The following is an 18,126-nucleotide window of genomic DNA, read 5'->3' as shown; positions in this document are numbered from 1 at the left end:
TAAAAAATGTACAGGACGTACATCTCGTTATGATGGGGAGCATGGCCCATGAAGTCCCGGTGACACAAGCGCGTGCGGAGCTGGCGGAGCTGATCAACCGCGTCGTCTACGGCGGTGAGCGGGTGGTCGTGACACGTCACGGCAAGCCGCTGGTCGCCCTGGTCTCTGCCGCTGACCTGCAACGACTCCAAGAACTGGACGCCGCTCCCGAGGAGACGGTGGTCAGCACCGTCTCCTCGGTGCGCGGAGCGGTGTCCGCCACAGGCGAACGCCGCCGCTTCGGCATCGCCGCGGAGCACCGCGGGACGGCGAACGCCCGCCACGACGGGGCCTGAGCGGCCCCCGGGCGGGCCCTCCCCAAGCCCGAGCGGGCCTGGGACAGGGGCCGGGCGGCGCGGCGTGCCCCGGTTGCCCGTACCGGTCCTGCGCGCGGCGGTGTCGGCCGTGCGCCGGGGCGCCCGGCCCGTCCCGCGGTCGCCCACCAGTCGCCACCGCCGGCGCCCGACGAGCGGCCCGAGGAGGGCGACGGAGCCCCGCCGTCCCGGACAGCGGATGAGCCGGAAGAGCGGCCCGAGGGATCCCCCGGTGGAGGGACACCGGGGTCGAGGCGGCCGCGCCGCGTGGATCGTCGGGGGCGATGGAGCCCTGTCCGCTTCCGGCGCGAGGGCCGTGCCGGCGTGGCTGATCACGTGCGGCCTTTCGCGCGGTGGCGCGGCGGCGCTCGTAGCGCCGGGCGGCGGCTCCCCGGTGAGGTCGGCGGAGCCCCGCTGTCCGGCGAGCGGCCGGCCGGAAGATCGGCCCGGTCGAAGGCGGCACAGGCATTGCGGCCGGAGGGCCGTCGCGTCGCCATGGTCCGGCCCGCCGAGTGGCGGCACCGCACGGACCAGCCGAGTGTGCCGGCACTCCGCCCGCTTCCCGCCTGCGCCATGCCGGGATTCCGAGGGTTCCTGATGGATGCCCTCCTGTATGCGGCCTTTCGCGCGGTGGCGCGGCGGCGCTCGTAGCGCCGGGTGGCGGCTCCCCGGTGAGGTCGGCGGAGCCCCGCTGTCCGGTGAGCGGCCGGCCGAAAGATCGGCCCGGTCGAAGGGCGCGGACGGCACAGGCTTTGCGGCCGGGAAGACCGTCGCGTCGCCTGCGAAGGATGCGGTACGCCATGGCGGTCGCCGCCTTCGTGTCGTACGGCGAGGAGCCAGGAGCGCCATGGCATGCTGCGCAAGGACGCCGAGGCCCACGGGTCACCCGCTCCCTGGCCGGCGCCCCTGACGGCAGGGGGAGGACGGCCCATGCCTGAGCGCGCAGGGCGCTCCGGCGCACAAGGGCCGCGGCCGCCACCACCTGCCGCTGACCGCGCGCCCGCCGGGGCCACCGGGTAAGGGCGACAGCGAGTAGGGAAGTTAACGCGGACGAAACGCCGCCGAACTAACCTGCGGCGTCCGGACAACGGCAGAGCGGATCCGCAGGCCGTACACGCCCCCGCGGGTCCCTTCACCCGGGACGACTGCGAGGTGTTGCCATGCAACTGACCCCCCATGAACAGGAACGCCTGCTCGTCCACGTCGCCGCCGACGTGGCGGAGAGGCGCCGGGCCAGAGGCCTGAGGCTCAACCATCCGGAGGCGGTCGCGCTGATCACCTCTCACCTCCTGGAGGGGGCCAGGGACGGCCGCACCGTCGCCGAACTCATGGCATCGGGCCGCAAGGTGCTCACCCGGGACGACGTCATGGAAGGCGTGCCGGAGATGATCCACGACGTGCAGGTCGAGGCAACCTTCCCGGACGGCACCAAGCTCGTCACCGTCCACGAGCCGATCGTCTAGGGGGCGCCGCGTGATTCCCGGAGAGATCCTGCACGCGGCCGAACCGGTCGTGCTCAACGCGGGCAGGCCGGTGACCCGGCTGAGGGTGCTGAACCGCGCCGACCGGCCGATCCAGGTCGGCTCGCACTACCACTTCGCCGAGGCCAACCCGGGCCTGGACTTCGACCGTGCCGCCGCCCGCGGCAAGCGCCTGGCCGTCGCCGCGGGGACGGCCGTGCGCTTCGAGCCCGGCATCCCCGCCGAGGTCGATCTCGTGCCACTCGGCGGCGCGCGGATCGTCGTGGGGCTGCGCGGCGAGACCGGCGGCGCCCTCGACCGGGACGACGCGCACGAGGCCGGCGGGTCGCACACGAGGGACGGGGCCGGCGTGCGCCGGGCGGACACGGACACGAGGGGAGAGCACGGTGTCTGAGCTTTCGCGAGCCGTCTACGCCGACCTGTTCGGGCCCACCACCGGGGACCGGGTACGGCTCGCCGACACCGACCTGCTCATCGAGGTCGAGCGGGACCTGTCGGGAGGCGCCGACGGCTCGGGCGACGAGGTCGTCTTCGGCGGCGGCAAGGTGATCCGCGAGTCGATGGGGCAGGCCCGCGCCACCCGGGCCGAGGGCACCCCCGACACGGTCATCACCGGCGCCATCGTCCTGGACCACTGGGGTGTGGTCAAGGCGGACATCGGCATCCGCGACGGGCGGATCGCGGCGCTGGGCAAGGCCGGCAACCCCGACACCATGGACGGCGTCCACCCGGACCTGGTCATCGGGCCCGAGACGGAGGTCATCGCCGGCAACGGCAAGATCGTCACCGCCGGCGGCGTCGACGCGCACGTCCACTTCATCTCCCCGACGATCGTGGACGAGGCCCTGGCCTCCGGCGTCACCACGCTCATCGGCGGCGGCACCGGCCCGGCCGAGGGCACCAAGGCCACCACCATCACGCCCGGCCCCTGGCACCTGGCCAGGATGTTCGCCGCACTGGAGCACTACCCGGTCAACATCGGCCTGCTCGGCAAGGGCAACACCGTCTCGCACGAGGCGATGCTCTCCCAACTGCGCGGCGGAGCCGTGGGGTTCAAGATCCACGAGGACTGGGGCGCCACCCCGGCCGCCATCGACGCCTGCCTGACGGTGTGCGAGGCGACCGGCGCGCAGCTCGCCGTCCACACCGACACCCTCAACGAGGCCGGCTTCGTCGAGGACACCCTCGCCGCCATCGCCGGACGGGGCATCCACGCCTACCACACCGAGGGAGCGGGCGGCGGGCACGCGCCGGACATCATGACCGTCGTCGCCCACCCCAACGTCCTGCCGTCCTCGACCAACCCGACCCGACCGCACACCGTCAACACCGTCGAGGAGCACCTCGACATGCTGATGGTCTGCCACCACCTCAACCCCGCCGTGCCGGAGGACCTCGCCTTCGCCGAGTCGCGGATCCGGCCCGGCACGATCGCGGCCGAGGACGTGCTGCACGACATGGGGGCCATCTCGATCATCTCCTCGGACTCCCAGGCCATGGGCCGGATCGGCGAGGTCGTGCTGCGCACTTGGCAGACCGCGCACGTCATGAAGCGGCGGCGCGGCGCCCTGCCCGGCGACGGGCGGGCCGACAACCTGCGGGCACGTCGCTATGTCGCCAAATACACCATCAACCCGGCCGTCGCCCAGGGCCTCGACGGAGAGATCGGCTCGGTCGAGGGCGGCAAGCTCGCCGACCTGGTGCTGTGGGACCCGGCGTTCTTCGGCGTCAAACCGCACCTCGTCCTCAAGGCCGGCCAGATCGCCTACGCGCAGATGGGCGACGCCAACGCCTCCATCCCGACCCCCCAGCCGGTCATGCCCCGGCCGATGTTCGGCGCGATCGGCGCCGCCCCCGCCGCCAACTCCTTCACCTTCGTCACGCACACCGCACTCGAGGACGGCCTCGCCGAACGACTCGCCCTCGGCAAGCGCTTCCTCCCGATCCGCGACACACGGAGGGTCACCAAGGCGGACATGCGCGAGAACGACGCCATGCCGCGGGTCGAGGTGGACCCCGACACCTTCACCGTCCGCATCGACGGAGACGTCGTCGAACCCGCTCCGGCCTCGGAACTCCCCATGGCCCAGCGGTACTTCCTGTTCTGAGCGGGCAGGGGGACGATGAACCGCGCCGCGCTGCTGCTGCTCGCCGACGGACGCTTCCCCGCCGGCGGCCACGCCCACTCCGGCGGGGCCGAGGCGGCGGTCGCCGCGGGCCGGATCACCGGCCCCGGCACGCTCGAGGAGTTCTGCCGCGGCAGGCTCCACACCACCGGCCTGGTGGCCGCGGCGCTCGCCGCCGCGGCCACCGCGGGCGCCGACCCGCTCGCGCTGGACGAGGCCGCCGACGCCCGCACCCCCTCGCCGGCCCTGCGGCAGACCGCCCGCCGCCTCGGCCGCCAGATGACGCGCGCGGCCCGCGCCGCCTGGCCGTCACCCGATCTCGACGCGCTCGCCGACGCCCGGCCGCGGGGCGCCCACCAGCCCGTGGTGCTCGGCCTCACCGCCCGGGCCGCCGGCCTCGCGCCGCTCGACGCCGCCCACGCGGCGGCGTACGAGGCGGTGACCGGCCCGGCGACCGCCGCCGTACGCCTGCTGAGCCTCGACCCGTTCGCCGTGACCGCCGTGCTCGCACGGCTCGCCCCGGACCTGGACGACGTCGCCGCCCGGGCCGCCGACGCCGCCCACCGCTGCCTCACCGAGGGCACCGACGCCCTGCCCGCCGCCTCCGCGCCGCTTCTCGACGTGTACGCCGAGGCCCACGCCGGGTGGCCCGTCCGCCTCTTCGCCTCCTAGGGGGACCCGACATGCACCTCGACCACGACCACACCGTCTTCCCGCAGCGCCACACCTGGGCCGCTCCCACCGCCCGCCCCGACGGCAGCCGCCGCGCCCTGCGCGTCGGGCTCGGCGGCCCGGTCGGCTCGGGCAAGACCGCCACCGTCGCCGCGCTGTGCAGGGCGCTGCGCGACGAGCTGTCCATCGCCGTCGTCACCAACGACATCTACACGCGCGAGGACGCCGACTTCCTGCTGCGCAACGCCGTCCTGCCGGCGGAGCGCATCGCCGCCGTGGAGACCGGCGCCTGCCCGCACACCGCGATCCGCGACGACATCTCGGCCAACCTCGAGGCCGTCGAGGAACTGGAGGACGCCGTGGGGCCCCTGGACCTCGTCCTGGTGGAGTCCGGCGGCGACAACCTCACCGCCACCTTCTCCAAGGGCCTGGTCGACGCGCAGGTCTTCGTCATCGACGTGGCCGGAGGCGACGACATCCCGCGCAAAGGCGGTCCCGGGGTCACCACAGCCGACCTGCTGGTGGTCAACAAGACCGACCTCGCCCCGTACGTCGGCTCCGACCTCGGCCGCATGGCGCGCGACGCGCAGCGGCAGCGCGGCGAACTGCCGGTGGTCTTCACCTCCCTCGTCGCCGAGAACGGCGTCGGCCCCGTCGCCGAGTGGGTCCGCGACCGGCTGGCGGCCTGGGCGGCGGTCGCCGCGTGAGCGGTGTCCACGCCACTGCGCGGATCACCGCCGTCCCGGACGGCCGCGGCGGCACCGCGCTGCCCGAACTCGCCGGTGAGGGACCGCTCGCGCTGCGCCGTACGCGGTCCGCGGACGGACGAGCCGCCCGGGTGACGGTCGTCGGGGCCATGACCGCGCCGCTGGGCGGCGACCGGCTGGCCGTGCACGTCACGGCGGCACCGGGCGCGGTGCTGCACGTGGACGCGGCGGCGGCCACCGTGGCGCTGCCGGGTCGTGACGGCGGCCGAGCGCGGTACACCGTGCGGCTCGTGGTCGGCGAGGGAGCGGAACTGCACTGGCTGCCGGAGCCGTTGATCGCAGCGCAGGGCAGTGACCTGCTGATGGCCACCACGGCGGAACTCGCTCCGGGGGCCCGCCTCGTCCTGCGCGAGGAGCAGATCCTCGGCCGGGCGGGGGAGCGGCCCGGCCGCCTCACCACCCGCCTGACGGCGCGGATCGGCGGCCGTCCGCTGCTGGACCAGGAGCTCGCCTTCGGGCCGGGCGCGCAGGGGTGGGCCGGGCCCGCCGTCCTGCACACCTATCGGGCCGTCGGTCAACTCCTCGTGGTGGACCCGGCCTTCGAGGACACACCGATACAGGCGCGAGCGTCGTCGGCACCGGACGCGGAACAGGGGCAGTCCGTGCTGGCCCCGCTCGCCGGTCCCGCCGCGCTGCTGACGGCAGTTGCCCCGGACGGGTTGTGCCTGCGGCGTATGCTGTCGGCTAGCGTACTCCCGTGACGTCGATAGACACCGAGACCCCGGGCCGCTACGGCCCCACCGCGACCACCGAGGCAGAGCCCGAGCAGGTCGGTCCCGTCCGCACCGAGTACGCGCCGGCCCACGACGGCGACCCCGACCCCGGCGAGATCGTCTGGACCTGGGTGCCCTTCGAGGAGAACGACGGCCGCGGCAAGGACCGGCCGGTCCTCATCGTCGCGCGCGAGGCCGGCGACACTCTGCTCGCGGTGCAGCTGTCCAGCAAGGAGCACAACGACGACCGCGAGTGGGTCGCCATCGGTTCCGGCCCGTGGGACAAGGAGAACCGCCCGTCCTGGGTGAATGTCGACCGGGTGATGCGCGTCCACCCGGACGGCATGCGCCGGGAGGCCTGCGCGCTCGACCGGGGCCGCTTCAACATCGTCGTGAACCGGCTCAAGGAGCTGTACCGCTGGAGCTGACGCGCCCGCGGACCGGCCCCCGGGGCGGACGGACCGTCCCGGGGGCCGGAGCACGCCGTCACGGCATCACGACCGGACGTCGGCCACGACCGCGTACTGCGTCGACTCGTGTTCCAGGACGCACTCGCGCAGTCCGACGCGGCGCGCCTTGAAGTCCTCGCTCGACAGGTACGCGAGGTACTGCTCGAGCGACCGCCACTCGCTGGTCACGATCCAGCTGTCCGGGTCGGTGAGGGACCGGCAGACCTGGGAGCTGATGAAGCCGTCGGCGTTGACGATGCCGCGGTGCACGAGGTCGTATGCCTGCGCATACTGATCGCCCGTGCCCTCGTGGAGCCGGAGCCGCAGCACGACGCGTGTCTTCTGGGTGCTGTCCATGGAGACCTCGATCCTTCGGGGCGCGGGGACCGTGCGTCCGCCGCGACCGCGCCGGGCGGGGCCCGTGGCCGCGCTTCGGGCGGTGGCGTGGGCCCGGGAGGGCCGCTGGAGCGCACGGGGCGGTGCGGGACCGCGTGGCAGGGGCCGTCGAGCGCGGGACCCGGGGCGGTCGCCCGGGAGCTCGCCTCGTCCATCGCCGGGGATGGGGCGCCCGGTCACCGCCATTCCTCGACTGTGCGGCCCTCACCCGGGCGGGGCAAACAAACACTGCGCCAGACGGGTGAGCACCGCCCCGGGGCACGGGGTGGCGCGGGGCGGCCGGCGCGCGAAGGCGTGGCCCGGTACTGCGGCGACGACACCGGACGCCCTTCCGTTCCCGGCACGTGCGCCGGAGCCCCGACTGGGCGGCGCCCCCGCGGCCGGGGCGGCTATCCGAGCCGTACGCCGGCCGTGCCCGTGCCCTCGTCGCTGTCTCCGGTGTTGACCGTGCCGCGGGGCTCGAACATCAGGATGCGGGTGCCCTCCTCGGCGCGCGGCCGGTGCGGGACGCCGCGGGGCACGGTGAACACGTCGTGCGGGCCGAGGGTCACCGTGCGGTCCGGCAGCTCCAGGTGCAGACGGCCGGCGAGGACGAGGAAGAACTCGTCGGTGTCCGCGTGCGCGTGCTCGGCGAAGTCGCCCTCGACGTCGGCGACCTTCACGTCGTAGTCGTTGACCTCGGCGAGGACGTGCGGCATCCACTTCTGGTCCACGGCGTCCATCACGGTGTCGATGTTGCGCTTGTCGCTCATGTGACTCCTCTACCCGGGGAAGGCGGCGGCGAAGGCCGTGCGGGTGGGCGAGTCCGCGCGCCGGTCCAGTACGGCGAAGACGACCCGGGCGAAGCGGTCCGAGAACCGGCCGCCCGGCCCGAGGTGCTCGCGGAAGGCGGCGGCGACGGCCGCCGGGTCGTTGCGGAACACCCCGCAGCCCCAGGCGCCCAGCACCAAGGAGGGATAGCCGTGCGCCGCCGCGACCTCGAGGACCCGGCCCGCCCGCGACGACAGGGCGGCGGGCACCCGGTCCACTGCCTCCGGCTCCTGACGGGCGATCACCCCCGCGTTGGGCGCGGGGGAGGTGAGGAAGCCGACGTCGAAGGGCTCGTCCAGCACGGCGCCGCGCTCGTCGCGGAAGACCGGGACGGCGGGGGAGTGGATCACCCGGTCGCTGTAGAAGGGGCTGCGGTCCTCGCGGTGCCAGTCGTAGAACTCCCGCGCCGCGAGCAGCGTGGTGTAGAGCGCCGAAGCGCGGCACAGTGCCTCCTCCTGCGCCTGCGCCCCGTTCAGGTAGCCACCGCCGGGGTTGCGCGCCGAGGCGAAGTTCAGCACGGCGACCGGGGCCTCCCGGACCCTCCCCACCAGCCGGCGTGCCGCCTGCAGGCTGTCCTCGCCGGTCACCTCGAAGACCGTGGGACCGATGCCCTCCACGCCGGGGCCGGGATCGACGGGCCCGGGGCCGTGGATCCGCGTCCCTCGCACGGCCCGGGCGACGGCCTCGCCGATCGCCACCTCCACGCCCCGGGCTGTGCGGTAGCGGCCGTCCGCGACGAAGCCTTCCGTCTCCTTGGCGAGGGCCCGCAGCCGCGCACTCATGTCCCGTCCTCTGTCACGCCCCGAGGCTAGTGAGCCTCCCGGTGCGCGGCGAGCGGTTTTCCGGCGGCCAGCCAGCGGTCCTCGGCCTCGTAGTCGAACAGGTCGCCGAAGCGGTCGTACGTCGACGCCAGGTAGGGGAAGCCCTCGCGCCAGTCGCGGTCGCCGAGCCGTTCCACCAGCCAGGCCACGGTCTCCGGCAAGGACTCCGCGTAACCGGTCACGGCGCGGTAGCCCAGCTCGCGCTCCGCGGCCGACATGTCCAGGACGAAGGGGTGCGCCGTGGTCCAGGGCGTGTCGCCGACGTTCTTCGCAGGGGGAGGGCCGTCCACGGTGTACGTCTCCGCCTCGTGGCCCAGTACCGCCGCGATGGCGTCGGCGATCTCCGCGACCGTCGGGGCGTACGGGTCACCGGCGTTGAGCACGCGGGTGCCGGGGCGGCGGGCGGCGAGGCGCACCAGTTCCGCGAGGTTCGACGCGTGCACCGGGTGGAAGCGGCTGGCGCCGTTGTACGCGAGGACGTGGAAGGGCCGCCGGTCCACGGCCCGCTTGACGAAGTACAGCTCCCGCGGCCGCAGGCTGTGCAGTCCGTGGACGGCCCCGGCGCGCAGCAGAGTGACGGGCAACCGCCCCTTTGCCGCCAGCAGATGGCGCTCCAGCGCCACTTTGCGCGCCGAGTAGCCGCCCTCGCCGGGGGCCAGCACCGGCTGCGTCTCCGGGATCGGCACCGGGAGGACGGGCGCGCCGCCCGGCTCCCCGCCGGTGTCCAGGCTGCGGCCCCGGTCGTCCGCGTAGACGGAGCAGGTGGACACGACGACCGCGGAGCCGACCCGGTCCGCGAGATCCGTCAACTGCCGTGCGTGCTCCGGCCCGTAGGCGACGCAGTCCAGCAGCACGTCGCAGCCCTCGCCGAGCGCCGCCGCCAGAGCCGCGGTGTCCTCGCGGTCCACGGCCACCGGCCGCACCCCGTCGGGCCAGCGCACATCGCCGCCGCCCCCGCGGGAGGCGGCTCTCACCTCCCAGCCGTCCTCGGCGAGGGCGCGCACCGCCGCCCGGCCGATCTGTCCCGTTGCCCCGAGACGAACGCGGTTCCCGTCATGGCGGTGACGCTAGCGGCAGGAAGACACGTGGACCAGACCGGTTCGCCGTGCGCGGATCCGCGCACGGCGAACGGGCGAAAGGTCAGGCGCTGCGCCGCAGCCGGGAGCCGATGCCGGTCTGGCCCTGCTGCTCCGCCTTGACCTCGGCGGCGTAGCGGTCGACGTACTCCTGGCCGGACAGGGCGAGGATGGCGTACATGATCTCGTCGGTGGCCGAACGCACCACATAGCGCTCGTTGTCCATCCCCTCGAAGCGGGAGAAGTCCAGCGGCTCGCCGAAACGGATGGTCACCGGTTTGATGCGCGGCAGCCGACGGCCGGTGGGCTGGATCTCGTACGTGCCGATCATCGCGCAGGGGACCACCGGGACGCCGGCGCGGATGGCCATGGTGGCGACCCCGACCTTGCCCTTGTAGAGGCGTCCGTCGTGGGAGCGCGTGCCCTCGGGGTAGATGCCCAGCAGTTCGCCCTTGGCGAGCACCTTCAGGCCCTCGCGGATCGCCGACTCGCCCGCCTTGCCGCCGGAGCGGTCGACCGGGATCTGCCCGATGCTGTGGAAGAACGCCGCCGTCAGCCGCCCCTTGAGGCCGGTGCCGGTGAAGTACTCGGCCTTCGCCAGGAAGGTGATGCGGCGCGGCAGGATCGCGGGCATCAGGAAGTGGTCCGAGAACGACAGGTGGTTGCCCGCGACGATCGCCGCGCCTTCCTCCGGGATGTTCTCCATGCCCTCGATCCTCGGGCGGAACAGCACCCGCAGCAGCGGGCCGAGGACCACGTACTTGAGCACGTAGTAGAACACTGACGGTCTCCCTACTGGCGCCGGTCGGCTCCGGGGCGGCGTTCTGCCAGGTCACAACGTGGTGCGAGGATGGTCAGTCTAGGCGCGGCGGGCGCCTGGCGTCACCGGGCCGGCACGAGTGCGCCGCGGCGCTTTCGCGACCGGTGGCCGACGGGTAGCGAGGGCGCCACCAGGGGGCCGGCGCCGGCGGCCCCCGGTCGGCATGGTGGAGGCGCTCACGCGCGACGAGGGCGACGAGCGCTTCGAGTTCGTCCTCGACCTGCTCGTCTCCGGCCTGGCCCGCCGCGGCGCCGGCTGACCTGACGACACCGGGAAGGCGGCGAGGTCGGCGGCATCGCTGTGGGCGGGGGGAGGACCCGCACCGCCCTGGCGGGGGCCTCAGCGGGGCGTGCGGACCGCGAGCATGCCGATCGTGGACAGCGTGAGGACGACCCAGGCGAACCAGAGCCAGCCGCTGGGGCCGAGCGCGACCGTGTACGCCGTCGCGGCGATCAGGCCTGCGACCGTGCAGGTGATCATCGCCTTGGCAGGTGTGGGCATCTTCGGCCTCCTCCCCGAGGGGCCGCGAGGCGGCGGCCCGGCTTCCATGGTCCCGCCGCCGCCCGCTGTGCGCTACCAGTCGCCGTCGGTGACCTGGTCCCCGTCCTTGAGGTGCTTCACCTGACCGGGATGAGGCGCCACCCAGGGCGACTCGTCCTCGCCGAGCCAGTCGCCGACCGGCTCGACCCGGCTGAGCGCGCCGGGCGCCGCCAGGTCCTCGGCGTCGGCGTCGTAGTAGTCGAACCAGGGCAGACCCGCAGCGGTGTACGCGGCGCGGTCGACCGGCGAGGGGGGAGCCGGCTCGCCGGTGATGCGGCGCCATTCCGGCACCGTCGTGAGGTGCACGAAGACCCGGCCCGAGGGCTTGTCACGCCAGTCCGAGGGCGCGCGGTCGTCGCGGTAGACCTCCTGCCGCATCCGGCCGCCCGCCCCCAGCCCCATGGTGACCGGCGAGCGTCCCGCGGCCCTCGCGGCCCGCGGCGCGCCTCCGGGGGCCGCCGGCGGGACGGCCGACGGGGCGGCCATCGGCATCGCCCCAGGAGCGCCGCCGTAGCCGCCGAAGGCGGTGGGACGGATGCTCGGCCGGCGCCGCTGCTCGTCCTGCCACGCGGCGAGCCGCTCCTCGCCGAGCTCGAACACCTGCAACTGCACCCCGCCCCAGACCTCCTCCCCGCTGACCTGGCCCTCGACGGTGGCGCCCAGGCCCAGCGGCACGGCCACGAACTGCCGGATCGTCCCGGAGCCCGAGTTGATGCCGTCCAGCCACGGCTGCCGCGGCACCACGAGGTAGTTCTGCGGGTCCTGCGACAGCCGATCGCTCCACGGCCGCCCCGACACGGCGCACACCTTGCCGACGCCCACCTGCAGCGCGGCCGGAGCGGCGGCCGAGAAACTGAGCCACATGGCTTCGCGCTGGTAGACGGGCAGCATGACGCCGCCCCGCGCGAGCCACTCCGGGGGCACGGTGTCGGGGTGATCCGCGACCCGCCGCAGCGGGAAGGCGCCGAGCCCGGGTGGCAGCGGATGCGTCCCCGTCTCCGGCAGCCGCAAGGTGCGCATGAAGCGCACCGTCACACCCCCCGGCAGGCACAGCGCGTCACCCTTGATCCGTACCTGGTCGCCCATGGGGCCCTCCTTTCGTGGCGGGCGGCCCCGGTCAGCCGCGACCCCGCGCCTCCAAGGATGCCAAGTACGCGTTGTAGGCTGCCAGTTCCGCGTCGCCGTCGCGGTCCGCGGCGCGGTCCTTGCGGCGGGCCTGGCGCTGGTCGGAGGTGTACCACTGGATCAGCAGCGCCACGAGGACGATCACTGACGGGATCTCGCTGAACGCCCACGCGATGCCGCCGGCCGCGGTCTGGTCGTCCAGCGCGTCGATCCCCAGCGAGGCGGGCGGGTGCTGGAAGGCGCCGATCATCGGTTCGCTCGCCATCATCAGCGCGATGCCGAAGAAGGCGTGGAACGGCATCCCGGCGAAGAGCTCCAGGATGCGCATCACATGGCTCGGCCGGTTCGGACCTGGATCCACGCCCATGATGGGCCAGAAGAACACCAGGCCCACGGCGAGGAAGTGGACCATCATCGCGATGTGCCCGGTACGGCTGCCCATGAGGGTGTCGAACAGCGGGGTGAAGTAGAGCCCGTACAGGCTGGCGATGAACAGCGGGATGGTGAACGCCGGGTGCGTGATCACCCGCATGTAGCGGCTGTGCAGCAGTGCCACGAGCAGCTCCCGCGGCCCCTTGCGGCCGCGTGCGGCGGTCGGCAGCGCCCGCAGCGTCAGTGTCACCGGGGCTCCCAGCAGCAGGAGGATGGGCGAGACCATGCTGACGACCATGTGCTGCACCATGTGGACGCTGAACATGGCCATGCCGTAGTCGTTCAGGGCGGTGCACATCACCAGGGCGATGGAGAGCACCCCGGCGACGAAGGCGACGATCCGCCCGGCCGGCCAGCGGTCGCCGCGCCGCAGCAGCCTTACGACGCCCCAGCCGTAGAGGACGAGTGCCAGCACACAGCCGGCCAGGAAGACCGGGTCCCCGCTGAACTCGAGCCCCCGGCCGAGGGTGAACGGCGGGAGCTCCGTCGTCATCCCGTGTCCGCCGTGGTCCATCCGTCACTCTCCTGTCGCGCCTGCCGCACCGCGCCGCGCCGTCGGCAATGTGCCGGTTGGGGCGGGTGCGCCCGCACCAGACTAGAGCCGCCCCCGGCCGCGTTCGCGACCGGGGGCGGCTCTGGGAGGTGATCAGCGCGTCACAGCACGCACTCGGCCTCGACATAGCGCTCGGCCGGGACGGTCTTGAGGTGCTCGACGGCCTCGGCCAGCGGCACCAGGGTGATGTCGGTGCCGCGCAGCGCCGTCATCATGCCGAAGTCGCCGTTGTGGGCGGCCTCGACCGCGTGCCAGCCGAAACGGGTGGCCAGCACCCGGTCGTAGGCCGTGGGGGTGCCGCCGCGCTGCACATGGCCGAGGATGACGGGGCGGGCCTCCTTGCCCAGCCGCTCCTCCATCTCGATCGAGAGCCGGGTGGCGATGCCGGTGAAACGCTCGTGCCCGTAGACGTCCTTGACGCCCGTCTCGAACTCCATCGTGCCCTCGAGCGGCTTGGCGCCCTCGGAGACCACGACGATCGCGAACTTCTTGCCCGCGGAGAAGCGTTCGCCGACCCGCTTGGTCAGCTCCTCGATGTCGAACGGCCGCTCCGGCACGACGATGGCGTGCGCGCCGGCCGCCATGCCGGAGTGCAGCGCGATCCAGCCGGTGTGCCGGCCCATGACCTCGACGATCAGCACGCGCTGGTGCGACTCGGCGGTCGTCTTCAGGCGGTCCAGCGCCTCGGTGGCCACCGTGACGGCGGTGTCGAAGCCGAAGGTGACGTCGGTGGAGGCGATGTCGTTGTCGATCGTCTTGGGCACGCCCACGATCGGCAGGCCGTTGTCGGACAGCAGCCGGGCGGCCTTGAGGGTCCCCTCGCCGCCGATCGGGATGATCGCGTCCAGACCCAGGTCGGCGACGTGGCCCCTGGCCCGCTCGACACCGTCCCGCAGGTGCTCGGGGCGGACCCGGGAGGAGCCGAGGATGGTGCCGCCACGGGCCAGGATGCCGCCGACCGCGTCGAGGTCGAGCTTGCGGTAGTCGCATTCGAGGAGGCCCTTCCACCCGTCGTGGAAGCCTATGACCTCGTCCCCGTGGTCGACGACCGCGCGGTGCACGACCGACCGGATGACGGCGTTGAGGCCGGGGCAGTCGCCGCCGCTCGTCAGCACACCAATACGCATTTGCTCGTTACTCCTGAATGATCGATCCGGGCGCCGGACCTCGTCGTCCGGATGGACCCGCGGCCACGCGCACCGCTGCACCTACGTTATCGAGCCGGGCGCGGGCGGCGGAAACGCCGCCCGCAGTGCGGACACCACCCCGGCTGCGGCCCCGCCGTCCCCCCGCCCCGTCCCGCGGCACTGCGGGCGTCAGGCGGGCTGGGTCGCCGCGGCGATGCGCTCCGCGCGCAGCGCCTCGTACCACTGGTCGTCGACCGGCGGCAGCGCCCTGACGTCCATCGCCAGCTTGATCAGCATGTCCGCGATCTGCGGGTTGCGGGCCATGACGGGGCCGTGCATGTACGTGCCGAAGACGGTGTCGTTGTACGCGCCCTCGGTCCCGTCGCCGGTGCCGTTGCCGTTGCCGAAGCGGGTCCGGGCCAACGGGCGGGCGTTCTTGCCCACGTGCGTGACGCCCTGGTGGTTCTCGAAACCGGTCAGCGGAGGCAGACCCAGCGCGGGGTCGATGTCGGCCAGCACGTCGCCGACGCAGCGCGCGCCCTCGCCGCGGACGCTGACGACGTCCAGCAGGCCCAGGCCCGGCTCGGGACGGCCGAGGTCGTTGACGAACTCGTGGCCGATGATCTGGTAGCCGGCGCACACCGAGAAGACGATCGCCCCGTTGTCGACCGCCCGGTTCAGCCCGCCGTCGCGGCGCAGCCGCTCGGCGGCCAGCCGCTGCGGCCGGTCCTCGCCGCCGCCGATGAGGTAGATGTCGCCCGAGGTCGGGATCGGCTGGTCGGACCGTACGTCGATCCGGGTGACCGGCACCCGCCGCTGGCGGGCCCGGCGCTCGGTGACCAGGACGTTGCCCTGGTCGCCGTAGGTGCTCAGCAGGTCGGGGTAGACCCACACCAGACGCAGGCTGGAGTCGCTCACAGCGTGTTCTCCTGTCGAAACGGGTCTTCGGTCAGTTGCCGACGCGGCGGCGGAGGTCCTGGAAGGCGGTGTAGTTCGCGATGGCCTCGATCCGGCCGGCCGGCGAGGTGGCCACGGCCTCGTCGAAGTCGCGGCACACCTGGAAGTCCAGGCCCGCGACCTCCAGGCGGACCGCCAGGTCCAGCTTGCGGTCGCCGACGACCCGGATCGGGTGCCCTGCCAGGCGGGTGTAGTCCACGTCCCAGAGCCAGGAGGTGTCCGTGCCGTCCGCCGAGCGGGCGTTCACGGAGAGGATCACCGGGGTGGGCGGCCCGTCGATCAGCGAGAAGGTCTCCAGCCAGCCGGCCGGGTTCTTCGCCAGCAGCAGCCGTACGTCGCGGCCCTGGAACTGCACCACGTCGTAGCGGCCCGCGACGGCCTGCACCTTGTACATCCGCTCCAGGGCGACCTTGGGGTCGACCCCGAAGGCGGCCGCCGCGGCGGCCGACACGGCGGCGTTGGACTTGTTGGCCCGGCCGGGCAGCTGGAGCTGGATCGGCCACGCGGACCCGTACGGATCGATCACGTGGTCGCCGGAGAGCGCCCAGGTCGGCGTCGGGCGGCGGAAACCGCACTCCCCGCAGAACCAGTCCTCCGCCGGCCGCTGCAGAACGCCGCCGCACGAGGGGCAGGACCAGGCGTCGTCCTTCCACTCCTGGCCCGCGGCGACCCAGACGACGGTCGGGCACGAGGAGGCGGCCCAGGTGATCAGCGGATCGTCGGCGTTGGCGATGATGATCGCGTCCGAGCCCGCCAGTCCCTCGCGCCACTTCTCGGCGAGCATGCGCGTCTCGGCTGCGCGGTCCAGCTGGTCCCGGGAGAGGTTGAGCAGGGCGATCGCCTTGGGCTTGACGTCCCGGGCCACACCGGCCAGGTACTTCTCGTCCACCTCGATCACGCCGTACCGCGCCTCGGAGCCGCCGGCCAGCGCCGAGGTGATGCCGGCCGGCATGTTGGCGCCCAGCGCGTTGGAGACGACCTCTCCGTTGGCGCGCAGCGCCTCGGCGATCAGCCGGGTGGTGGTCGTCTTGCCGTTGGTGGCCGAAACGAGCACGACGTCGAGATGGGTCGCCAGCCGGGCCAGCAGATCAGGGTCGAGTTTGAGTGCCACCCGGCCGCCGATCACCGATCCGCTGCCGCGCCCCGCCGCCCGCGACACCGCCGCCGCGGCCTTGCCCGCCGTCACGGCCAGCTTCGCCCGCGGCGACAGTGGCTCCGCGTTGCCTGCCATCGTCTCCACATCCTCCTCGCGTCCGGCCCCGCCCACCCCCGGCGGTCGGCCGGGGTGCGCGCCCCGCCCGGTGCACCGGCCGGAAAGGTATCGGTCGCCGATCAGCCTATCCACTTCCGCCACCGGCGTTGAAACGAGCCATCCCCGTACGCTGACCGGCATGCGACACGCCCCCATCCCCGGCAGCTCCGGGACCGTCCGCCCGATGCGGCTGCTGGGTGACCCCGGGCTCCGGGAACCCTGCCGCGACGTGACCGTCTTCGGTGCCGAACTCGACGCCCTGGTGGAGGACTTGTTCACCACGATGTACGCGCACCAAGGGGTGGGTCTGGCGGCGAACCAGATCGGCGTCCCGCTGCGGGTGTTCGTCTTCGACTGCCCCGACGACGAGGACGTCCGGCACCTCGGGCACGTGGTCAACCCCCGCGTCGTGCACAACGAGGGGGTCGTGGTGACCGGGCACGAGGGCTGCCTGTCCCTGCCGGGTGTGCACGCGGGCACCGCCCGGTACGACGAGACCGTCGTCGAGGGCGTCGACAAGGACGGCGCGCCGGTGCGCGTGGAGGGCACCGGGTTCTTCGCCCGGTGCCTGCAGCACGAGTGCGACCACCTCGGTGGCGGCCTGTTCGTGGACCGGCTGACGGGCCTGCGCCGCCGCCGCGCGCTGCGCGCGGTGCGCCGGGCCGCCTGGGCGCCCGGTGCGGGGGGCTTGGTCCCGCAGACCTGAGGTCCTGCGGCGGGCGGGTGCGTCGGAGGCGGGGGGCGCCGGGGCGGTCGCCGACGGCGGCGAGGCGGCCCCGGAGCAGGTCGGTGAGGTGGCGGACGAGGGCGTCGCGGGCGACGGGGCGCTCGCCCGGCCACCGGTCCCCGGCCGTGTGCGTCGTCCCGGGGACGAGGGCGCCCCGCATCCCGGGCGCGGCTCGGGCGGGCGGGTGCGTCAGAGGCGGGGGGCGCCGGGGCGGTCGCCGACGGCGGCGAGGCGGCCCCAGAGCAGGTCGGTGAGGTGGCGGACGAGGACGTCGCGGGCGACGGGGCGCTCGCCCAGCCACCAGTCACCGGCGGCGTGCATCATCCCGACGATGCCGTGTCCCCACACCCGGGCCGCGACCTGGCCCTCCGGGCCCAGGTCGAGCCGCTCGGCGACGACGTCGGCCAGTTCCTCGCCCATGCGGCGCAGCACGGGCGCCGCGTGGCGGCCGATGTCGAAACCGCGGTCCGCGTCCGGAGGGTTCTCGGCGGGGTGCATCAGGAAGCGGTAGACCTGCGGCCGGGCCTCGATGGCCGCGAGGTACGCGTCAAGGGTGGCCGCCACGCGGTCGCGCCGCTCATTGGGGGCGTCGAGGGCGGCGCGCAGGCCGGCGAGCAGGGCGTCGGTGTGCCGCTTGGCCAGGGCACGGTACAGGCCGCTCTTGTCGCCGAAGTGGCGGTACAGGATGGGCTTGGTGATGCCCGCCTCGGCGGCGATGGCGTTCATGGAAGCCTCGGGGCCGTCCCGCAGCACGACCCGGTCCGCGGCCTCGAGCAGCTCTCTGCGCCGCTGCTTCGCCGCGGAGCTCGCCCGCTGCTCCTGCCGTCGGCTGGTGTCCACCAGGCCTCCCCGCCTGTTCGAATGTCCTCGCGCCTGCGCAACGTAACACCCCAGGTCCGGTTGACATCCCTTACCAACCGGTAACACAC

The 18,126-nt window shown here is 73.7% G+C and carries 20 protein-coding genes and 2 pseudogenes; 9 read left to right on the top strand and 13 right to left on the bottom strand.

The window, feature by feature from the left end; translation table 11 throughout:
• Nucleotides 1-41 precede the first annotated feature (41 nt).
• The 8 genes from ACRWND_RS20990 (at nt 42) to ACRWND_RS20955 (ending at nt 6,540) form a co-directional block, all read left to right on the top strand.
• Nucleotides 42-335, top strand: a complete 294-nt coding sequence (locus ACRWND_RS20990; protein ID WP_431951627.1) for a type II toxin-antitoxin system Phd/YefM family antitoxin — start codon at nt 42-44, stop codon at nt 333-335.
• Between the two features lie 1,178 nt (nt 336-1,513).
• Nucleotides 1,514-1,816 carry an urease subunit gamma gene (locus ACRWND_RS20985; RefSeq protein WP_431951625.1) on the top strand — a complete coding sequence of 101 codons (303 nt, stop codon included), beginning with the start codon at nt 1,514-1,516 and terminating at the stop codon, nt 1,814-1,816.
• A 10-nt stretch (nt 1,817-1,826) separates the two neighbouring features.
• Nucleotides 1,827-2,228, top strand: a complete 402-nt coding sequence (locus tag ACRWND_RS20980; protein WP_431951623.1) for an urease subunit beta — start codon at nt 1,827-1,829, stop codon at nt 2,226-2,228.
• Nucleotides 2,221-3,942, top strand: coding sequence for an urease subunit alpha (locus ACRWND_RS20975; protein ID WP_431951621.1), 1,722 nt, complete (start codon nt 2,221-2,223; stop codon nt 3,940-3,942). Before ACRWND_RS20980 ends, ACRWND_RS20975 begins: the two co-directional genes overlap by 8 nt.
• A gap of 15 nt (nt 3,943-3,957) precedes the next feature.
• Nucleotides 3,958-4,632 (top strand): urease accessory protein UreF, encoded by a 675-nt coding sequence (locus ACRWND_RS20970; RefSeq protein ID WP_431951619.1) that lies wholly within the window; start codon nt 3,958-3,960, stop codon nt 4,630-4,632.
• Nucleotides 4,633-4,643: 11 nt separating this feature from the next.
• Nucleotides 4,644-5,339: an urease accessory protein UreG gene (ureG, locus tag ACRWND_RS20965; protein WP_431951617.1), complete on the top strand. Its 696-nt coding sequence runs from the start codon at nt 4,644-4,646 to the stop codon at nt 5,337-5,339.
• A complete protein-coding gene (locus ACRWND_RS20960; protein ID WP_431951615.1) occupies nt 5,336-6,100 on the top strand; it encodes an urease accessory protein UreD in 765 nt (254 codons plus the stop codon). The genes ureG and ACRWND_RS20960 overlap by 4 nt, the downstream gene beginning before the upstream one ends.
• On the top strand, nt 6,097-6,540 hold the full coding sequence (locus ACRWND_RS20955; protein WP_431951613.1) for a type II toxin-antitoxin system PemK/MazF family toxin: 444 nt from the start codon (nt 6,097-6,099) through the stop codon (nt 6,538-6,540). Before ACRWND_RS20960 ends, ACRWND_RS20955 begins: the two co-directional genes overlap by 4 nt.
• Nucleotides 6,541-6,606: 66 nt before the next feature.
• Here ACRWND_RS20955 and ACRWND_RS20950 read toward each other — a convergent pair whose 3' ends face one another.
• The 11 genes and pseudogenes from ACRWND_RS20950 to ACRWND_RS20900 form a co-directional block, all read right to left on the bottom strand.
• The gene (locus ACRWND_RS20950) at nt 6,607-6,918 is read right to left on the bottom strand and encodes an antibiotic biosynthesis monooxygenase family protein (RefSeq protein ID WP_431951611.1); all 312 of its coding nucleotides are present in this window, start codon (nt 6,916-6,918) and stop codon (nt 6,607-6,609) included.
• A gap of 428 nt (nt 6,919-7,346) precedes the next feature.
• Nucleotides 7,347-7,709 carry a cupin domain-containing protein gene (locus ACRWND_RS20945; protein ID WP_431951609.1) on the bottom strand — a complete coding sequence of 121 codons (363 nt, stop codon included), beginning with the start codon at nt 7,707-7,709 and terminating at the stop codon, nt 7,347-7,349.
• Nucleotides 7,710-7,718: 9 nt separating this feature from the next.
• The gene (locus ACRWND_RS20940) at nt 7,719-8,549 is read right to left on the bottom strand and encodes a TIGR02452 family protein (RefSeq protein ID WP_431951607.1); all 831 of its coding nucleotides are present in this window, start codon (nt 8,547-8,549) and stop codon (nt 7,719-7,721) included.
• A 26-nt stretch (nt 8,550-8,575) separates the two neighbouring features.
• Nucleotides 8,576-9,625, bottom strand: a pseudogene (locus ACRWND_RS20935) (NAD-dependent epimerase/dehydratase family protein); the annotation flags it as partial.
• A gap of 103 nt (nt 9,626-9,728) precedes the next feature.
• Nucleotides 9,729-10,445, bottom strand: coding sequence for a lysophospholipid acyltransferase family protein (locus tag ACRWND_RS20930; protein ID WP_431951605.1), 717 nt, complete (start codon nt 10,443-10,445; stop codon nt 9,729-9,731).
• Between the two features lie 378 nt (nt 10,446-10,823).
• Nucleotides 10,824-10,985 (bottom strand): hypothetical protein, encoded by a 162-nt coding sequence (locus ACRWND_RS20925; RefSeq protein ID WP_431951603.1) that lies wholly within the window; start codon nt 10,983-10,985, stop codon nt 10,824-10,826.
• 72 nt (nt 10,986-11,057) lie between these two features.
• Entirely contained in the window at nt 11,058-12,110 is a 1,053-nt protein-coding gene (locus ACRWND_RS20920) for a hypothetical protein (RefSeq protein ID WP_431951601.1), read from the bottom strand.
• Nucleotides 12,111-12,141: 31 nt separating this feature from the next.
• Entirely contained in the window at nt 12,142-13,095 is a 954-nt protein-coding gene (locus tag ACRWND_RS20915) for a cytochrome c oxidase assembly protein (protein ID WP_431951599.1), read from the bottom strand.
• A 140-nt stretch (nt 13,096-13,235) separates the two neighbouring features.
• Nucleotides 13,236-14,261 carry a 6-phosphofructokinase gene (locus tag ACRWND_RS20910; protein ID WP_431951597.1) on the bottom strand — a complete coding sequence of 342 codons (1,026 nt, stop codon included), beginning with the start codon at nt 14,259-14,261 and terminating at the stop codon, nt 13,236-13,238.
• 189 nt (nt 14,262-14,450) lie between these two features.
• The gene (locus ACRWND_RS20905; protein WP_431951595.1) at nt 14,451-15,179 is read right to left on the bottom strand and encodes a type 1 glutamine amidotransferase; all 729 of its coding nucleotides are present in this window, start codon (nt 15,177-15,179) and stop codon (nt 14,451-14,453) included.
• Nucleotides 15,180-15,210: 31 nt separating this feature from the next.
• Complete coding sequence (locus ACRWND_RS20900; protein ID WP_431951593.1) at nt 15,211-16,449, bottom strand: MurT ligase domain-containing protein; 1,239 nt, start codon at nt 16,447-16,449, stop codon at nt 15,211-15,213.
• Between the two features lie 160 nt (nt 16,450-16,609).
• On the opposite strand from ACRWND_RS20900, the gene def reads away from it, so the two are divergent.
• Complete coding sequence (def, locus tag ACRWND_RS20895; RefSeq protein WP_431951591.1) at nt 16,610-17,176, top strand: peptide deformylase; 567 nt, start codon at nt 16,610-16,612, stop codon at nt 17,174-17,176.
• 40 nt (nt 17,177-17,216) lie between these two features.
• Here def and ACRWND_RS20890 read toward each other — a convergent pair.
• Both ACRWND_RS20890 and ACRWND_RS20885 read right to left on the bottom strand, forming a co-directional pair.
• Nucleotides 17,217-17,357, bottom strand: a pseudogene (locus tag ACRWND_RS20890) (TetR/AcrR family transcriptional regulator); the annotation flags it as partial.
• A gap of 29 nt (nt 17,358-17,386) precedes the next feature.
• On the bottom strand, nt 17,387-18,037 hold the full coding sequence (locus ACRWND_RS20885) for a TetR family transcriptional regulator (RefSeq protein ID WP_431951589.1): 651 nt from the start codon (nt 18,035-18,037) through the stop codon (nt 17,387-17,389).
• Nucleotides 18,038-18,126 lie beyond the last annotated feature (89 nt).

This window comes from Actinacidiphila sp. bgisy167 (genome assembly GCF_965342175.1).
GTDB lineage: Bacteria > Actinomycetota > Actinomycetes > Streptomycetales > Streptomycetaceae > Actinacidiphila.
The sequence above is the reverse complement of the archived record's forward strand: the minus strand, read 5'-3'. Positions and strand labels throughout refer to the sequence as shown.

What these genes read in the sequence shown, in the direction of transcription:
- ACRWND_RS20990 (WP_431951627.1), top strand. Translation starts at nt 42, where the DNA reads ATGGCCCATGAAGTCCCGGTGACACAAGCGCGTGCGGAGCTGGCGGAG.
- ACRWND_RS20985 (WP_431951625.1), top strand. Translation starts at nt 1,514, where the DNA reads ATGCAACTGACCCCCCATGAACAGGAACGCCTGCTCGTCCACGTCGCC.
- ACRWND_RS20970 (WP_431951619.1), top strand. Translation starts at nt 3,958, where the DNA reads ATGAACCGCGCCGCGCTGCTGCTGCTCGCCGACGGACGCTTCCCCGCC.
- ureG (WP_431951617.1), top strand. Translation starts at nt 4,644, where the DNA reads ATGCACCTCGACCACGACCACACCGTCTTCCCGCAGCGCCACACCTGG.
- ACRWND_RS20950 (WP_431951611.1), bottom strand. Translation starts at nt 6,918, where the DNA reads ATGGACAGCACCCAGAAGACACGCGTCGTGCTGCGGCTCCGGCTCCAC.
- ACRWND_RS20945 (WP_431951609.1), bottom strand. Translation starts at nt 7,709, where the DNA reads ATGAGCGACAAGCGCAACATCGACACCGTGATGGACGCCGTGGACCAG.
- ACRWND_RS20940 (WP_431951607.1), bottom strand. Translation starts at nt 8,549, where the DNA reads ATGAGTGCGCGGCTGCGGGCCCTCGCCAAGGAGACGGAAGGCTTCGTC.
- ACRWND_RS20925 (WP_431951603.1), bottom strand. Translation starts at nt 10,985, where the DNA reads ATGCCCACACCTGCCAAGGCGATGATCACCTGCACGGTCGCAGGCCTG.
- ACRWND_RS20920 (WP_431951601.1), bottom strand. Translation starts at nt 12,110, where the DNA reads ATGGGCGACCAGGTACGGATCAAGGGTGACGCGCTGTGCCTGCCGGGG.
- ACRWND_RS20915 (WP_431951599.1), bottom strand. Translation starts at nt 13,095, where the DNA reads ATGGACCACGGCGGACACGGGATGACGACGGAGCTCCCGCCGTTCACC.
- ACRWND_RS20910 (WP_431951597.1), bottom strand. Translation starts at nt 14,261, where the DNA reads ATGCGTATTGGTGTGCTGACGAGCGGCGGCGACTGCCCCGGCCTCAAC.
- ACRWND_RS20900 (WP_431951593.1), bottom strand. Translation starts at nt 16,449, where the DNA reads ATGGCAGGCAACGCGGAGCCACTGTCGCCGCGGGCGAAGCTGGCCGTG.
- def (WP_431951591.1), top strand. Translation starts at nt 16,610, where the DNA reads ATGCGACACGCCCCCATCCCCGGCAGCTCCGGGACCGTCCGCCCGATG.